The organism is Haloferax gibbonsii ATCC 33959, from assembly GCF_000336775.1.
In the GTDB taxonomy this organism is placed as follows: domain Archaea; phylum Halobacteriota; class Halobacteria; order Halobacteriales; family Haloferacaceae; genus Haloferax; species Haloferax gibbonsii.
In genome coordinates this window covers 66,415-81,031 of the sequence record NZ_AOLJ01000025.1, presented here as the reverse complement: position 1 = coordinate 81,031, position 14,617 = coordinate 66,415, and the positions used below count along the sequence as shown (strand labels likewise).

The following is a 14,617-nucleotide window of genomic DNA, read 5'->3' as shown; positions in this document are numbered from 1 at the left end:
TTTATCCTCCCGCTCGGGCGTCCTCTGCCGGTTCGGCGCTCGACCCGACGACCATGTCAGTGACGAGCGACGTGGCGCAGATGACTTCCACACCGAGGTCCTCGAACACGTCCGTGTTCTGCGGGTCGTTAACGAGTACGGTGATTCGGTCGACGTCGAACGTCGTCCGCGAGGCCTGCGTGAGAAGCAGGTTCGTCGGGTCGACCCGCCCCACGACGATGACCGCGTCCGCGTCTGCGTTCCACGCGGTTCGGAGGGACTGTGGCTCGTCGAACGCCGCGACTCGCGCGTCGATACCGCGTTCGATCGCGTGGGCGACCACTGCCTCGTTCTCGTCGATGAACGTGACGGATTCGTACTCCTCCAGTAGTCGCTCGGCGAGCGCGCGACCCGCGTGCTCTCCACCGAGTACGAGTGGTTGGTGTATCATGGGTATGGTCGTGACTCAAACTGGGCGCAGCGTTCGGTCACTCACGCTATCTATGGGACGGAAGCTTATATTTCAATCGGGTTTTGTAGCCAATCGACAAAATGAAAGGATAATATTTGTCGAATCGTCCTAGAATGCTGGAGAAGGCGGAACCGACCCCGAACCACTACGCTGTCTGTTGGTTTTGAGATGAGATAACTGAAAATTCGAGTACTGTAGTTCATTAAAAATCGATGTGTTTGTGCGATATCGCGCTCGCGGACACGTTTCGTAACGGTTCCTACCAGCCACGAGGGGGTCGAAACGCCGTCCTCGAGACCGGGGTCAAATCAGGGAGTCAGGTCTCGCAGTAGACGGCGGTTTCAGGTGGTCTCCGGCCGGATTTGGCGGGGGCGAATTATTACCTCCAGTGTGACCCTCAAATTTATAATACTGACTCACAATCGGACATCTATGATACGTCCAGGCGCGCGCTCCGGGCAGGGAGACGCGCAGCGTCAGGGCAAGGGGGGAAACGAATGATAATCGACCCGTCACGGATGGCATCCGTCAACGGACCGGGGCCCGACAGCGAGGTCGCGATGGACGCGCTTCGGGGGACTGCGAAGGGGGCAGTCTCTCTGGTCGCCGTCTACGGTGCGACGGCCTTCGACCTGTTTCACGTCGGGGAGTCGGTCCGCGAGGACTTCGGGAGTCGCGACGAACTCGTGACGCACCTGAGTTCGCTCGCCGAGGAGACTCGGCGCGAGTTCATGGAGCGCGGGCTGTTTTCCGGGCTTAGTCCGGTACAGAACAGCGTCGAGTACCGGTTCGAGGAACGCGACGGCTACGGCGTGTTGCAGGTCTACTGCGGCGGCCGTGGCATGCTGCTTTTCGTCGAGCCCGACGAAACCGTCGAACCGCTGGTGAAGACCGCGTCACAACTTCTCGGCGGGATGTAACCGTCCACGGAGCGGCGCGCTCCGTGCGGAGACCGTCGTCGGAGAGCGGTCGCGCTCGGCGTCGGTCGGTCCGCGGTAGTCGATACCGCGAGACGTGGGTCGGCGTGTCCGAGAGCCATCGAACCGCCACATTTTATGCCTAACCGGGGAAACGAGCGCCATGGACCAGTTGCGTCAGTCCCTTCTCGACGCGCCGATCATCGAAAAAGGAGATTACGAGTACTTCGTCCACCCCATCAGCGACGGCGTTCCGATGCTGAAACCGGGGCTCCTGCGCGAGATCGTCATCAAGATCATCCGCAAGGCGAACCTCGAAGACGTGGACAAAATCGTCACGCCCGCGGCGATGGGCATCCACATCTCGACGGCCGTCTCGCTCATGACGGACATCCCGCTCGTCGTCATCCGCAAGCGCGAGTACGGCCTCGACGGCGAGGTCTCGCTCCACCAGCAGACGGGCTACTCCGAGGGCGACATGTTCATCAACGACGTGAACGAGGGCGACCGCGTGCTCGTCCTCGACGACGTGCTCTCGACCGGCGGCACGATGAAGGCCGTCCTCGACGCGCTCGACCACATCGGCGCGGACGTCGTCGACACCGTCGCCATCATCAAGAAGGCCGGCCCGAACGAACTCGACGACTCGGACCACCACGTCAAGACGCTCATCAACGTCACCGTCGAAGACGGCGAAGTCGTCATCGTCGACGAACACGGCGACGACTGACCCGACACCGACGCGGCCGCGACGCCTCACCGTCGCGCCGCCCTCCCCCGCGGATTTCCGCCTCCGCGGGGCCTTTTTGTGGCCGGACCGTACCCGGGAGCGATGACATCGGCGCTTTTCATCGTCAGCGAAGACGGCTACTGGGGAGAGGAATGCATCGAGCCGCTCACTACCCTGACCGACGCCGGAGTGGACGTGACGGTCGCGACGCCGACGGGCGCGCCGCCGGTCGTCGACGAGCGCTCTATCGACCCCGAGGAGGTCGGCGAGGAACTCGCCGAACGCGTCGTCGAGGTCCACGAGAACGACGAGCGACTGCAGAATCCGGAGCCGATTGCGCAGGTCGACGCCCGCGAGTACGACGCCGTGGTGTTCCCCGGCGGCCACGGAACCGCGTGGGACGTCAATCAGGACCGACACGCCCGACAGGCGCTCTTGCAGGCGGTCGCCGGCGACGACTCGAAGGCGCTCGTCGTCTGTCACGCGGTCGGCATCCTCGGGTTCACCCGCGAGGCCGACGGCTCGTTCCTCGTCGAGGGACGCGAGGTCACCGGCTTCCCCAACGAGTGGGAGGAAGGCATCGTCGACGAAAACGACCTGATGCCCGACGGCCGAAAGCTCCCGTACTGGGTCGAAGACGAGGTGAAGGCCGCCGGCGGCGTCTGGGACGCCGAACTCGACAGCGACACCAGCGTCACGGTCGACGGCGACCTCATCACCGCGCGCGGTCCCGGCTCCTCGTCGGCGGCGGCGCGGACGCTCTTGGACGAGTTAGACGCGGCATAAGCGGCACCGCCCGGTGGCAACGAACCATCGTGGGGAACCCTTTTTCGTGACTCGTCCGTCGGTTCCGTCGTGAAACTCGCAGGGCTCTCGCTCGAACCCGGAGAGCGGTTGAGCGGGTCGGAACTCCGGTCCCGATTCGACCGCGGAATGACGGGCCGCGGCATCGAAATCTGCTACGACGACGACGACCAGCGGTATCTCCGCCTCTTTTCGAGCGATACCGGACCGTACGGCGACGACGTGACCGGCGGCCAGTTCACGTACATCGGAGAGGGGCGGACCGGCGACCAGACGCTCACCGGTGGCAACAAGTTCCTCGCGCGGGCCAAACACCATCCGTTACCGATATTTTTCTTCCATCGAGGATCGGCCGGGGCTGACTGGGAGTACCAGGGTCAGGTCGAAGTCGTCGACTACGCGCACGGCCCGTTCGAGGGAGACGACAGGGACGTCTACCGGTTCGTGCTCCGCCGCCGTCACGAGAGGCGAGAGCGGATCGACGAGGAAGAAGCCGCGGCGGACCTCGCGCCCGCGGAACGCACCGCGACGACGCGAAGCCGAATCATTCGAAACACGGCGCTTGCGACCGAGTTGAAAGAGCGGTACTCTCACACGTGCCAGGTCTGTGGAGAGCGTCGCCGTCGAGGAGTCCACGACGGCTACGCGGAGGCGCACCATCTCAAACCGCTCGGGCGGCCCCACGACGGCCCGGACGTCGAGGCGAATCTCCTCGTTCTCTGTCCGGACCACCACGCTGACTTCGACTACGGAATGATAGCCGTCGACCCCGAGACGTACACTATCGCCCACGCCTACGAACGCGAGTTGGACGGCACCTCGCTTTCGGTCCGCGAGGACCACGACCTCGACGCCGACTCCCTCGACTACCACAATCGGACCGTGGCGTCGTTTTAGACCGACCGACTACTCGATTTTGAACACGGCCTCTTCGATGCCCTCGCTTCGACACTCCGGGCACCGCGAGGGGTAGTTCACGGGGTCGTCGAAGGCGCTGAAGCCGCAGTGTTTGCACTCCGGCGGCGCGACGAGGAACTGCTCGCCGTCCGCTCCGTGGACTGTTTGAGCGACGTGCTGGAGGTGGCCGTACACCGACGACACCGAGACGCCGACGCTCGCCGAAAGCTCGGAGGCCGTCGCGGGGTCGTCGCGGAGGGCGTCGGCGATGCGCTGGCGGGCCGTCGTGTCGGACTCCCGGGCTGTCATATCGCTCGATTGGGAGTCGAAGGGAAAATCCCTTGCGCCGCCTTCCGCCCGGAAGTGTCAGCAGAATAGAGAGGATGCAAAAAGGCCTTGTCCACGTGGCGGGATTTGGGGGATATGAAGGCAGTCGTCCTTGCCGGTGGGTACGCAACGCGTCTGTGGCCGATTACCAAACACCGACCCAAGATGTTCTTGCCCGTCGGCGACCAGACGGTCATCGACACCATCTTCGAAGACCTGGAAGCCGACGACCGGGTCTCTGAGGTGTTCGTGAGCACGAACGAGCGCTTCGCCGGCGCGTTCGAGGAGTACATCGACGAATCGCCGTTCGAAAAGCCGACGCTGTCGGTCGAAGACACCAGCGAGGAAGACGAGAAGTTCGGCGTCGTGGGCGCGCTCGCCCAGCTCATCGACCGCGAGGAGGTCGAAGAGGACCTCGTCGTCATCGCGGGCGACAACCTCATCAGCTTCGACGTGGGCGACTTCGTGGACTTCTTCTACGAGAAAAACGAGCCGTGTCTCGCCGCCTACGACGTGGGCGACAAGGAGCGCGCGAAGTCCTACGGCCTCGTCGAACTCGACGGCGACCGCGTCATCAACTTCCAGGAGAAGCCCGAAGACCCCAAGAGCACGCTCGTCTCCATCGCCTGCTACGCCTTCCCGGCGGACGACCTGCCCAAGTTCGACGAGTATCTCTCCGGCGACAACAACCCCGACGAGCCCGGCTGGTTCATGCAGTGGCTCCAGCAGAACGGCGACGTGTTCGCCTACACGTTCGACGGCGCGTGGTTCGACATCGGCACGCCCCAGAGCTACCTCGACGCCGTGGCGTGGTACCTCGGCGGCGAGAACTTCGTCCACGAGTCGGCGACGCTCACGAACACCGAGGTCGGCACCAACGTCCACGTGATGGCCAACGCGGTGGTCGAAGACTCCGTGCTCGAAGAGTCCGTGGTCTTCCCCGGCGCGGTCATCCGAAACGCGGAGCTGAAGAACTCCATCGTCGACGAGGAGACGCACATCGAGAGCCTCGACCTCTCGAACGCCCTCATCGGGGCGCACTCGCGGCTGACGAACGGCCAGTAACGCGAACGCGGTCCGAACTGTAACCGCGGTCCGAACTGTAACCGCGGACGCTCTTTCTTAGCCGAGGTACGCGTCGGTGATGCGGAGCCTGCCGTGAGTCCCCTCCCACTCCGTCTCGTACTCCAGTTCGATGGGGCGGTCCATGTGCGGGCCGTCGGTGACGAGCGTCTCGAACTCGCCGCCCTCGCCGAGGATGTGGACGCCGTACTGCTCGTTGAGCGCCTCCAGTTCGTCGAGCGCGTCGGCGTCGAGCGTCCGGCCGAGCCACGACTCGTCGAGGCCGTGGGCCGCGACCTGGATGATGGTGATTTCGAAGCCCGCCTCGAGCATGGCGTCGCCGAGTTCGCGGGGGTCTTCCTGCCACAGCGGGGCGAACAGGTCGATTCCGAGGCGGTCGCACATCGCCTGAATCCGGTTGGTCTGGAACTCACTTTCGATGGCTCCAGCCGTGACGCCCGCGAGGTCGATCTTGGATTGGAGGTCCGACAGCGCCGCTTCGAGGGGTTCGAGTTCGGCGTCGCCCTGCGCGCCCGAGTCGTCGGCGTCGGTCGCTTCGAGGTCGCCGGGGTGGACCTCGACGAGTTCGATGCCGGTGCTTTCGGCGGCGAGCGCGGCGAGGTCGGTCGCCGGCACGTGGTACATGTACGAGTCGTCGCTGGGGTGGACGGTCAGAAGACGGGTGACGTTCAGACCCTCCTCGAGCGCGCGGTAGAGCGCCCACGAGGAGTCCTTCCCGCCCGAAAAGAGGCTGACCCACTCGGCTGTCATGGAGGCGATAGCGTGTTGGGGGAGATAGGCGCTACGGTGTGGACGCCGCGGACTCGTTTCGAGCAGCTCGCATTACATGTAACCCAAGTCGCGAAGCCGACCCATCAGGTCCTCTTTGTCCTGCGCGCGCCCCTCGCGTTCCGCGCTCGCGCCGAGGTCCTGCACCCACGCGGGTCGGTCGTCGGACTTCGCGGAGCCGGATTCGGTGCCGAGCGAGCGGTAGCCCTCGAAGTACTTCGGCGAGACGGGGAGGTCGGCGGGTTCGACGCCCTCCGGGAGGTCGTCGAGAGCGGCGGGGACGTGGCCCGCCGGGTAGCCCTCGACCGAGTCGGGGACGATGTAGTTCCAGAACGCCGCCCACACGTCGGCCTCCTCGAACTGGAGGATGGAGTGGACGCGGTCGTGCGGCGGATATCTCTCGGAGTCGTGACGAGGGCTGAAGAACGTCTCGTCGGCGCGGGCTTCCTGTTCGTCCCAGCGGACGCCCGAGAAGACGCCGTCGAAGCCGCGGTCTTCGAGCGTGTCGTTGAGCGCGACGGTCTTCAGCAGGTGGTTGCCCTCGAAGGTGTCGGCGTCGAGGACGATGGTCTCGCCCTCGTAGCCGAGGCGGGCGAGTTCGCGGCGGGTGTCGTCGCCGAGCTCCGAGAGGGGAATCTCGTCGCCGGGCGACGCGCCGAGTCGCGCGAAGTCCTCGTTGCGGGCGACGACGAGGTCGAGGCCCCATCGGTCGGCCCACTCGCGGACGAACGCCTCGGTCTCGTCGAAGTGCTCGAAGTGGTCGATAAAGACGACGGGCGGGACGGGAACGCCCATGTCGGCGGCGACCTCGCGGACGACGTAGAGGACGAGCGTGGAGTCCTTGCCGCCGGTCCACATGACGGCCGGGCGCTCGTACTGTTCGAGGGCGGTCGCGGTCACCGCGGCCGCTTTCTGGAGTTTGTCTTCGAGCGTCGGGTAGTCGGCGGCGGTCTGGTCTCGGCCGTCGGCGTAGTCGAGGTCGAGATAGTCGGGGAACGCGAGGCTCATGCCACAGATGTCGCTCGCTGAGGATATCCCTGTTTCCGCTGCGAGACAGTCGCAGTCGCGGTCACTCTCTGCAGTCGGCGTCGGGGAGCCAGCGTCGAAAAAGAACGTCTCGTCGGGTTAGCCGTCGACCGACTTCACATGTAGCCGAGGTCGCGCAGGCGCTCCATCAGGTCCTCTTTGTCCTGGGCGCGGCCCGCGCGCTCGGTCGTGTTCTCCATGTCCTGCAGCCACGCCGGTTCCTCGGCGGACTTGTCGGTCGAGACCTCGCTGCCGAGACTCCGGAAGCCGGCGAAGTACTTCGGCGAGACGGGAACGTCCTCCTGCGTGACGCCCTCGGGGAGGTCGGTGTCACTCGTGGGGACGTAGCCGTCCTCGGGGTAGTTCTCGACGGTGTCCGGGACCGCGAAGTACCAGAAGGCGTCCCAGACGGCGCTCTCTTCGAACTGGAGGATGGGTTGAATGCGGTCGTGCGGGGGGTAGATGTCGGGGTTGTGACGGGGGCTGAAGAACGTCTCGTCGGCGCGGGCTTCCTGTTCGTCCCAGCGGACGCCGGAGATGACGCCGTCGATGTCGTACTCCTCGAGCGTGTCGTTGAGCGCGACGGTCTTCAGCAGGTGGTTGCCGACGTAGGTGTCGAGCAGGAAGGGGAAGGTGTCCTCTTCGTACTCGAGGATGTTGCGGATGTGGTGCTGGTTGTGCTCGGAGAGTTCCGAGACGGGGATGTCGTCGCCGGGTTCGAGGCCGTTCTCGTCGACGTACGCGCCGACGTCCTCGTTGCGGGCCCAGATGACGTCGAGGTCCCACTCGTCGGCCCAGTGCTTGACGAAGTCCATGATCTCGTCGAAGTGCTGGTAGTGGTCGATGAAGACCGCCGGCGGGACTTCGAGGTCGTAGCGCTCTGCGACCTCCTTGATGAAGTAGAGCGTGAGCGTGGAGTCCTTGCCACCGGTCCACATCACGGCGGGGTTCTCGTACTGCTCGAGTCCCTGCTTCGTGACCTCGATGGCCTTCTCGATCTTGTCCTCGATACTCGGGTAGTCCTCCGGCGTCTCGCCCTCGCCGTCGGTGTAGTCGACGTCGAGGTAGTCCGGGAAGGCTTCGGCTTCCGACATGATGTGTAATTACATCTAATTAGGCGGTGTAAATGCTTTTTGCCCGAGGATTAGTGTGATGCGTGATACCGCCGAACACGATTTGGGCCGCTGACTCACGTGGCTCGGCGGTGACGGGGTGGGAAGATACGACGCGGTTAGGAGATGAACTTGTTGTCGCGCCAGTTGATTCCGCTGTCCGAGGACCCGTTCTGCTGGGGGTTCTCGACGACTTCGACGGAGGCGGCGCGGACTTCGCCCTCGACGATGCGCGTCGCCTGGAGTTCGTCGCTTTCCTCGGTGATAGCGGTCAGCGTCCCCTTCTCCGAGAGCATTGCGATCTCGCGGAGGACGAGGAACATCGGGTACTGGAGCGCCGTGTTCTGGAGCACGGTTTCGAGGTCGCCTTTGAAGCAGGCGAACTCGACGAGTTCGGAGGGTATCTCCTCTTCTTCGTCGTCTCCCCAGTTGGGCGCGCCCGCTCGGGGCGGCTCTTCCTCGTAGACGCGATTTTCCGTCACGCTCGCTTTCAACTGGGCCGTCGGCGTGTACTTGCTGAGGTTGTCGTCGGCGGAGACGGCTTTGATGATGAGGGTGTTGTTTCGGCGGGTGATGTCTACGTTCTCGACCTCAGGCGGCAGTTCTGGGTCGTTTTCGAAGTAGTCCATCACGTCTTCGAGTGGCAGTTCCAACGTCGAATGGAGTCGATATACGCGGCCTGACATTGTTGGCTTCGGTATCGACGAGAGCCACGGTGCGGGCGCACCCGGATGGCGATACCTGTGTGCATGTACGAGTTCGAGGCTTATATGGCCTCCCCTTCTCGTTAGGCGACAGATAAGAAGTCGGCGTCGGGCCGCGGTCCGGCGGTCTGCCGGGGTCGCTTCCGGCGGTCAGTTCGCGCCGGTCAGCGTCGCTTCGAGTTCGCCGCGCTCGTCGAGCTCTTCGAGGATGTCGCTGCCGCCGACGAACTCGCCGTCGACGAACGTCTGGGGGATGGTCTCCCAGTCGCTTTTCTCCTTGAGCGCCTCGCGGTAGTGCGGGAGCGCGGGCAGCACGTCGACGGTCTCGAACTCGTCGACGTACTGGGAGATGAGGTCGACCGCCTTCGCGGAGTAGCCGCACTGCGGCATCAGGCGGTTACCCTTCATGAACAGGACGACGCGGTTGTCCGCGACGGCTTCGTCGACGCGGGACTGTACTTCCTCTGGGTCCAAGCTCTCCGGTTGGAACGTCATGCGCCCAGATAACCGCCGGGCGGACAAAGGAGTTGCGTCGCCGGTGGGTTCGGTCCGCAGGGCCGACTCCGACTGCGCGGCGGCCCGTGCTGGGCGTTACTGCTCGCCGACGCGGACGACGTTGATGAGCGAGTGAACCGGGACGCCGTCTATCTCTTCGACGCCCTGCTTGTCGACGATGACCACGCACGCGAGGGGTTCGCCGCCCTCGGAGCGGATGGCGTCGATAGTCTCGCGGAGGGTCGTACCGCTCGTCACCGTGTCGTCGACGATGAAGCAGTTCCGTCCCTCGACGGGGGCGAAGTTCCGGGAGAAGCCGCCGCCGAGGTCCTCGATGTCGCCTTCGTCCCACTGGTGTTTCGCGGGCGAGTAGGCGGCGAGGGTCGTTTCGAGTTCGCGCGAGACGGAGGTCGCGAGGGGGACGCCCGCCTTCTCGATACCGACGGTCACGTCGGCCTCGCCGTTCGTCTCCATGAGCAGGTCGGCGAGCGCGCGCCCGACGTAGGTGAGACGCTTGCCGCCGCTGCCGATGGCGTTCCAATCGACGTGGATGTCGTCGGGGCCGTCGGGCTCTACCTGGGGTTCGGGTTCGGTCGCCGCGCCGCTCCGTTCGACCAGCCAGCTTGCGGTCTCGCGGGAGACGTTCAACTCGTCGGCAATCTCGCCCTTCGAGAGGCCACGGTCCGCGAGCTCCGCCGCGCTGGCGATGAGGTCGTCGACGTTCTTCATACAGTATCGAATTCGATGGCCGTTTTTATAGTGGTGTCGTCGTCTTCGAATGCTGCTTCGAACTCCGAAAGCGGGTGGACGCCGGTGACGAGGTCGCGGAGGAACCACCGCGGGAGCTTGGTGAACGTCACGGTCGCGGCCTCGAAGTGCTTGACGTGGGAGTTGACGCTGCCGACGAGCGCCTTGTTGTGGAGAACCATCTCGCGGTGGAACGCGCCGGCGTCGACCTCGAACTCCCAGTCGCTCGGGACGCCGAGGAGCGCGGCGACGCCGTTCGGCGCGAGCGCCTGCACCGACTGGATGGCGTGTTTGGGGAACCCGGTCGCCTCGTAGATGAAGTCCATGTGCTCGTGTGCGTCCGGAATCTCCTCGACCGAGGTCTCGCGGGAGTCGACGTAGGTCGCGCCGAGCTTCTCCATGATGTCGATGGTCGGGTCGGGGCGGTCGCGTCGACCGAGGCAGTAGAGGTCCTCGTAGCCCTTATCGTCGGCTTTCAGCATGGCGAGCGTCAGGAGTCCGAGGCTCCCGTTGCCGAGGACGAGCGCCGACGAGGGGGTCCAGTCGAACGCGGAGCGGCTCGCGTAGGCGTGCTCGCGGGCCTTCTCGGTGATGGAGATGGGCTCGATGAGGAAGCCGAGTTCGGCCTGCGAGCGCGGGATGCGGACGAGGTAGTCCGACGGGCTGGTGAAGTACTCGGACATGAACCCGTGCGCGCCGACGATACCGCGCTCGGCGTACATCCCGTCGGGAGCCATGTCGGGTTGGTCCTTCTCGAAGTACTCGTTCGTCCCGGACGCCGGGGGGCGGCGGACCGTCGGCACGACGATGTCGCCTTCCTCCAGTTCGGTGCCGTTCGGGTCGACGACGATACCGACCGCCTCGTGGCCGAGCACGAGGTGGTCTTCGCCCTCGGGGAACCCCCCGTGGCCGCCGGCGATGACCTCGTGGTCCGTCCCGTCCACGCCGACCCGAAGCGTTCGGACGAGCGCCTCCCCGACGTCGGGTTCCGGTCGCGGCTTCTCGATGACGACCGGTTTGTCTTCCCCGCGCCTGACGGCGATTGCTTTCATACCCCCACCAATGCACCACCCCACCAAAAGACTTATTCTATGATGAGTAAATAATTCAGCCACGGTGAGCGCCCTGCGTCGTCGCACCAGCCCATGACGAACCGCCTCGCGCGGACCAGCCTGTCCAGCCCAACCGTGCCGGCGCTCGCCGAACCCGTGCCCGAACCGCACCGAAGCCGATACCCCGTGCCCGTCGGCTTCTGAGGCGGTCTCGGTTTTCTCCTGACGGTCGCTCGGCTCAGCGACGCGTTCGACCGACCGCAGCAAATAGCGTACCGCTTCGCCGGGCCGACGTTCCGACGACCCGGTCGACGGTTCAGTTCTCGATGTCGTCGACGAGTTCGTCCGCGAGACCGACGTACGTCGCGGGCGTGAGCGCGAGCAGTTCCTCGCGAGTTTCCTCGTCAACGTCGAGGTCCGCGAAGAGGTCGTGGAAGTCGTCGAGGGTCACCTCGCGGCCGCGGGTGAGCTCCTTCACTCGCTCGTAGGCCTGCGTGTCGCCCTCGCGGCGGAGAATCGTCTGGACGGCCTCGCCGATGATGGCCGGCGTGTCGTCGAGTTCGTCGCGCATGACCTGCTCGTTCGGGACGACCTTGCCGAGGCCGGTCTGGGTCTTCTTGTAGCCGATGAGGCAGTGGGCGAACGCCGCGCCGATGTTCCGCTTGACCGTGGAGTCCGAGAGGTCGCGCTGGAGGCGCGAGGTCGTCACGTAGTCGGCGAGGAACGTCAGGTCCGCGTTGGCCTTCGAGAGGTTGCCCTCGGAGTTCTCGAAGTCGATGGGGTTGACCTTGTGCGGCATCGTCGACGAGCCGGTCTCGCCCTCGACGGCCTCCTGTCCCAGATAGCGGTCGGAGACGTAGAGCCACGCGTCGCGGTCGAGGTCGACGAGGACGTTGTTGACGCCGCGGACGGCGTCGAACAGCGCCGCGAGGTCGTCGCAGGGGTTGACCTGCGTGGCGAGCGCGGTGTGTTCGAGGCCGAGCGACCCGACGAACTCGCGGGAGAACGCCCGCCAGTCCACGTCGGGGTAGGCGGCGACGTGGGCGGCGTAGACGCCCGACGCGCCCGCGAGCTTGCCGGCGAGTTCGTCGGTCGCGGCCTCGACGCGGGCGAGCGTCCGACCGAGACGGGCGGCGTAGACGGCCATCTCCTTGCCGAACGTCGTCGGGGTCGCGGGCTGCCCGTGAGTGCGCGCGAGCATGGGCACGTCGCGGAACTCCCGCGCGAGCGAGACGAGTTCGTCGCGGGTGTCGCGGAGTTCGGGCACGAGGACCTCCTCGACCGCGCCCTTCACCATGAGACGCTGGGCGAGGTTGTTCACGTCCTCGGAGGTGAGCCCGAAGTGAATCCACGGGTGGACCGACTCGTCGGTCTCGGTTCGGATGAAGTACTCGACGGCCTTCACGTCGTGATTCGTCGCCGAGAAGCCTTCCGCGCCCTCGACTTCGAGCCGTTTCACGAGGTCGGCGTCGTCGGCGTCGAACGCCTCGTAGAGCGCTCGGAGGTCGGCGCGCTCGCTCTCGGAGAACGAAAGCGGCGTCGCGTCGAGGTCGGCGAGCGCGAGGAGGTACTCCACTTCGACTTCAACGCGGGCGCGCATGAGGGCGGCCTCGCTGACGTGCGGCGCGAGGGGTGCGGTTCGGGAGGCATATCGCCCGTCGAGCGGGGACACCGCGTACAGCGGGTCGTGCCGGTCGGCGTCGGTCATGTCTGAGTCGTCACGATGGGGGAGGTTAAACGCCGGGGGTTCGTCGCCGCCGCGGAGGCGATACTTGCGCACAAGTATGCCCACTCAGACGCGCTCTGCGGCTGCGTGTCGTCGCACATATACACAATCGAGTATATATTGCCGTCGAGGACCGCAACCACTTTGAGGGCCGCGAGTCCCCTTTCTCACATGGTCACCATCGCCGGTCTCGCGAGCAACCGCGGACGAAACCTTCGCAACGTCGCCGACCGCGCCCCCGGCGGGGCGGAACTCGGCGTCGTCGTCTCGAACAGCGCCGACGCGCCCGTCCTCGACTGGGCGGACGAACACGGCATCCCCAGCGAAGTCGTCGAGCGCGGCGACGACGAGGCCCGCGAGTCCCACGAGGAGCGCATCCTCGACGCCCTCGCGGACTACGACTTCGACCTCGTCTGCCTCGACGGCTACATGCGCGTGCTCACCTCGACGTTCCTCGACGCCGCGCCGACGACGCTCAACGTCCACCCGTCGCTGCTCCCCGCGTTCCCCGGCATGGACGCCCACGAACAGGTGCTCGACGCCGGCGTCAAGACGACCGGCTGTACGGTCCACGTCGTCAACGAGGAGGTCGACGCCGGCCCCATCGTCACGCAGGAGGCCGTTCCGGTCTACACCGACGACGACGCCGACGACCTCAAATCGCGCGTCCTCTACGACGCCGAGTTCAAGGCCTACCCGCGCGCAGTCCGCTGGTTCGCCGAGGGCCGCGTGACGGTCGAAGACGATTCCGTCACCGTCGAGGGCGACGTCGACGCCGGGCTGCCCGAGCGCCGCGTCACCTCCGAGGACCGCTACGACGAACTCCGCTACGGCGAGAACCCGCACCAGGACGCCGCGGTCTACGTGGACGAGACGTGCGACGAGGCGTCGGTCGTCGGCGCGCCCCAGCTCAACGAGGGCGCGAAGGGGCTTTCGTACAACAACTACAACGACGCCGACGGCGCGCTGAACATCATCAAGGAGTTCGACGAGCCCGCCGCGGCGGTCATCAAGCACACGAACCCCGCCGGCTGCGCCACCGCCGACACGCTCGCGGAGGCCTACGCCGACGCCCTCGCCACCGACCCGATGAGCGCCTTCGGCGGCATCGTCGCGCTCAACCGCGAGTGCGACGCCGAGACGGCCGAACTCATCATCGACTCGTTCAAGGAAGTCGTCGTCGCGCCCGGCTACACCGACGACGCGCTCGACGTGCTGACCGAGAAGAAGAACCTCCGCGTCCTCGATGTGGGCGAACTCGGCGAGCGGACCGAGACGTACACCGAAAAGGCGCTCGTCGGCGGGCGACTCGTCCAAGAGCGCGACCTCTGGACGCCGACGCTGGACGACCTCGAAGTCGTCACCGAGACCGAACCCACGGACGAGCAGTTGGAGACGATGCTGTTCGCGTGGAAGGTCCTGAAGCACGTGAAGTCCAACGGCATCCTCTTCGCCAAGGGGACCGAGACGGTCGGCGTCGGCATGGGGCAGGTCTCCCGCGTCGACGCGGTCGAACTCGCCGCGATGAAGGCTGAGGAACACGCCGAGGGCAAAGACGCGCAGGGTGCCGTCATGGCCTCCGACGCGTTCTTCCCGTTCCCGGACGGCGTGGAGAAGGCGGCCGACGCGGGCATCGAGGCGGTCATCCAGCCCGGCGGCTCGGTGAACGACGAGGACGTCATCGAGGCGTGCGACGAGCGCGGGATTGCGATGGTCTTCACCGGGCAGCGGTGCTTTAGACACGACTGAGCGGAGCGAAGGAGCGTCTAAAGCTCGAA

Annotated in this window: 16 protein-coding genes; 6 read left to right on the top strand and 10 right to left on the bottom strand. The window is 65.6% G+C overall.

The window, feature by feature from the left end; genetic code table 11:
- Position 1 precedes the first annotated feature (1 nt).
- The gene (locus tag C454_RS17050; protein WP_004977536.1) at positions 2–430 is read right to left on the bottom strand and encodes an NAD-binding protein; all 429 of its coding nucleotides are present in this window, start codon (positions 428–430) and stop codon (positions 2–4) included.
- Positions 431–969: 539 nt separating this feature from the next.
- Here C454_RS17050 and C454_RS17045 point away from each other — a divergent pair.
- The 4 genes from C454_RS17045 (at position 970) to C454_RS17030 (ending at position 3,799) form a co-directional block, all read left to right on the top strand.
- Positions 970–1,371: a hypothetical protein gene (locus tag C454_RS17045; RefSeq protein WP_004977535.1), complete on the top strand. Its 402-nt coding sequence runs from the start codon at positions 970–972 to the stop codon at positions 1,369–1,371.
- 160 nt (positions 1,372–1,531) lie between these two features.
- Positions 1,532–2,098, top strand: coding sequence for a hypoxanthine/guanine phosphoribosyltransferase (gene hpt / locus C454_RS17040; protein ID WP_004977534.1), 567 nt, complete (start codon positions 1,532–1,534; stop codon positions 2,096–2,098).
- Positions 2,099–2,200: 102 nt separating this feature from the next.
- Entirely contained in the window at positions 2,201–2,884 is a 684-nt protein-coding gene (locus C454_RS17035; RefSeq protein ID WP_004977533.1) for a type 1 glutamine amidotransferase domain-containing protein, read from the top strand.
- A 69-nt stretch (positions 2,885–2,953) separates the two neighbouring features.
- Positions 2,954–3,799, top strand: coding sequence for an HNH endonuclease (locus tag C454_RS17030; protein ID WP_004977532.1), 846 nt, complete (start codon positions 2,954–2,956; stop codon positions 3,797–3,799).
- 9 nt (positions 3,800–3,808) lie between these two features.
- Here C454_RS17030 and C454_RS17025 read toward each other — a convergent pair whose 3' ends face one another.
- Positions 3,809–4,108 carry a transcriptional regulator gene (locus C454_RS17025; protein ID WP_004063969.1) on the bottom strand — a complete coding sequence of 100 codons (300 nt, stop codon included), beginning with the start codon at positions 4,106–4,108 and terminating at the stop codon, positions 3,809–3,811.
- 114 nt (positions 4,109–4,222) lie between these two features.
- On the opposite strand from C454_RS17025, the gene C454_RS17020 reads away from it, so the two are divergent.
- Positions 4,223–5,191 carry a sugar phosphate nucleotidyltransferase gene (locus tag C454_RS17020; protein WP_004977531.1) on the top strand — a complete coding sequence of 323 codons (969 nt, stop codon included), beginning with the start codon at positions 4,223–4,225 and terminating at the stop codon, positions 5,189–5,191.
- Between the two features lie 57 nt (positions 5,192–5,248).
- Here C454_RS17020 and C454_RS17015 read toward each other — a convergent pair whose 3' ends face one another.
- The 8 genes from C454_RS17015 to purB all read right to left on the bottom strand — a co-directional run bounded on the left by C454_RS17015 (position 5,249) and on the right by purB (position 12,821).
- Complete coding sequence (locus C454_RS17015) at positions 5,249–5,959, bottom strand: diphthine--ammonia ligase (protein ID WP_004977530.1); 711 nt, start codon at positions 5,957–5,959, stop codon at positions 5,249–5,251.
- 72 nt (positions 5,960–6,031) lie between these two features.
- Entirely contained in the window at positions 6,032–6,985 is a 954-nt protein-coding gene (locus C454_RS17010) for a phosphoadenosine phosphosulfate reductase family protein (RefSeq protein WP_004977529.1), read from the bottom strand.
- Between the two features lie 134 nt (positions 6,986–7,119).
- The gene (locus C454_RS17005; protein WP_004977528.1) at positions 7,120–8,097 is read right to left on the bottom strand and encodes a phosphoadenosine phosphosulfate reductase family protein; all 978 of its coding nucleotides are present in this window, start codon (positions 8,095–8,097) and stop codon (positions 7,120–7,122) included.
- Positions 8,098–8,234: 137 nt separating this feature from the next.
- The gene (locus C454_RS17000; RefSeq protein ID WP_004977527.1) at positions 8,235–8,801 is read right to left on the bottom strand and encodes a DUF7110 family protein; all 567 of its coding nucleotides are present in this window, start codon (positions 8,799–8,801) and stop codon (positions 8,235–8,237) included.
- A gap of 168 nt (positions 8,802–8,969) precedes the next feature.
- Positions 8,970–9,314, bottom strand: a complete 345-nt coding sequence (locus C454_RS16995; protein ID WP_004977526.1) for a glutaredoxin family protein — start codon at positions 9,312–9,314, stop codon at positions 8,970–8,972.
- 96 nt (positions 9,315–9,410) lie between these two features.
- The gene (gfcR, locus tag C454_RS16990; RefSeq protein ID WP_004977525.1) at positions 9,411–10,043 is read right to left on the bottom strand and encodes a transcriptional regulator GfcR; all 633 of its coding nucleotides are present in this window, start codon (positions 10,041–10,043) and stop codon (positions 9,411–9,413) included.
- Positions 10,040–11,113, bottom strand: a complete 1,074-nt coding sequence (locus C454_RS16985) for a glucose 1-dehydrogenase (RefSeq protein WP_004977524.1) — start codon at positions 11,111–11,113, stop codon at positions 10,040–10,042. Before C454_RS16985 ends, gfcR begins: the two co-directional genes overlap by 4 nt.
- Before the next feature lie 316 nt (positions 11,114–11,429).
- Positions 11,430–12,821: an adenylosuccinate lyase gene (purB, locus tag C454_RS16980; RefSeq protein WP_004977523.1), complete on the bottom strand. Its 1,392-nt coding sequence runs from the start codon at positions 12,819–12,821 to the stop codon at positions 11,430–11,432.
- Positions 12,822–13,010: 189 nt separating this feature from the next.
- On the opposite strand from purB, the gene purH reads away from it, so the two are divergent.
- The gene (gene purH, locus C454_RS16975; protein ID WP_004977522.1) at positions 13,011–14,588 is read left to right on the top strand and encodes a bifunctional phosphoribosylaminoimidazolecarboxamide formyltransferase/IMP cyclohydrolase; all 1,578 of its coding nucleotides are present in this window, start codon (positions 13,011–13,013) and stop codon (positions 14,586–14,588) included.
- Positions 14,589–14,617: the final 29 nt, after the last annotated feature.

What these genes read in the sequence shown, in the direction of transcription:
- C454_RS17050 (WP_004977536.1), bottom strand. Translation starts at nt 430, where the DNA reads ATGATACACCAACCACTCGTACTCGGTGGAGAGCACGCGGGTCGCGCG.
- C454_RS17045 (WP_004977535.1), top strand. Translation starts at nt 970, where the DNA reads ATGGCATCCGTCAACGGACCGGGGCCCGACAGCGAGGTCGCGATGGAC.
- hpt (WP_004977534.1), top strand. Translation starts at nt 1,532, where the DNA reads ATGGACCAGTTGCGTCAGTCCCTTCTCGACGCGCCGATCATCGAAAAA.
- C454_RS17035 (WP_004977533.1), top strand. Translation starts at nt 2,201, where the DNA reads ATGACATCGGCGCTTTTCATCGTCAGCGAAGACGGCTACTGGGGAGAG.
- C454_RS17025 (WP_004063969.1), bottom strand. Translation starts at nt 4,108, where the DNA reads ATGACAGCCCGGGAGTCCGACACGACGGCCCGCCAGCGCATCGCCGAC.
- C454_RS17020 (WP_004977531.1), top strand. Translation starts at nt 4,223, where the DNA reads ATGAAGGCAGTCGTCCTTGCCGGTGGGTACGCAACGCGTCTGTGGCCG.
- C454_RS17015 (WP_004977530.1), bottom strand. Translation starts at nt 5,959, where the DNA reads ATGACAGCCGAGTGGGTCAGCCTCTTTTCGGGCGGGAAGGACTCCTCG.
- C454_RS17010 (WP_004977529.1), bottom strand. Translation starts at nt 6,985, where the DNA reads ATGAGCCTCGCGTTCCCCGACTATCTCGACCTCGACTACGCCGACGGC.
- C454_RS17005 (WP_004977528.1), bottom strand. Translation starts at nt 8,097, where the DNA reads ATGTCGGAAGCCGAAGCCTTCCCGGACTACCTCGACGTCGACTACACC.
- C454_RS17000 (WP_004977527.1), bottom strand. Translation starts at nt 8,801, where the DNA reads ATGTCAGGCCGCGTATATCGACTCCATTCGACGTTGGAACTGCCACTC.
- C454_RS16995 (WP_004977526.1), bottom strand. Translation starts at nt 9,314, where the DNA reads ATGACGTTCCAACCGGAGAGCTTGGACCCAGAGGAAGTACAGTCCCGC.
- gfcR (WP_004977525.1), bottom strand. Translation starts at nt 10,043, where the DNA reads ATGAAGAACGTCGACGACCTCATCGCCAGCGCGGCGGAGCTCGCGGAC.
- C454_RS16985 (WP_004977524.1), bottom strand. Translation starts at nt 11,113, where the DNA reads ATGAAAGCAATCGCCGTCAGGCGCGGGGAAGACAAACCGGTCGTCATC.
- purB (WP_004977523.1), bottom strand. Translation starts at nt 12,821, where the DNA reads ATGACCGACGCCGACCGGCACGACCCGCTGTACGCGGTGTCCCCGCTC.
- purH (WP_004977522.1), top strand. Translation starts at nt 13,011, where the DNA reads ATGGTCACCATCGCCGGTCTCGCGAGCAACCGCGGACGAAACCTTCGC.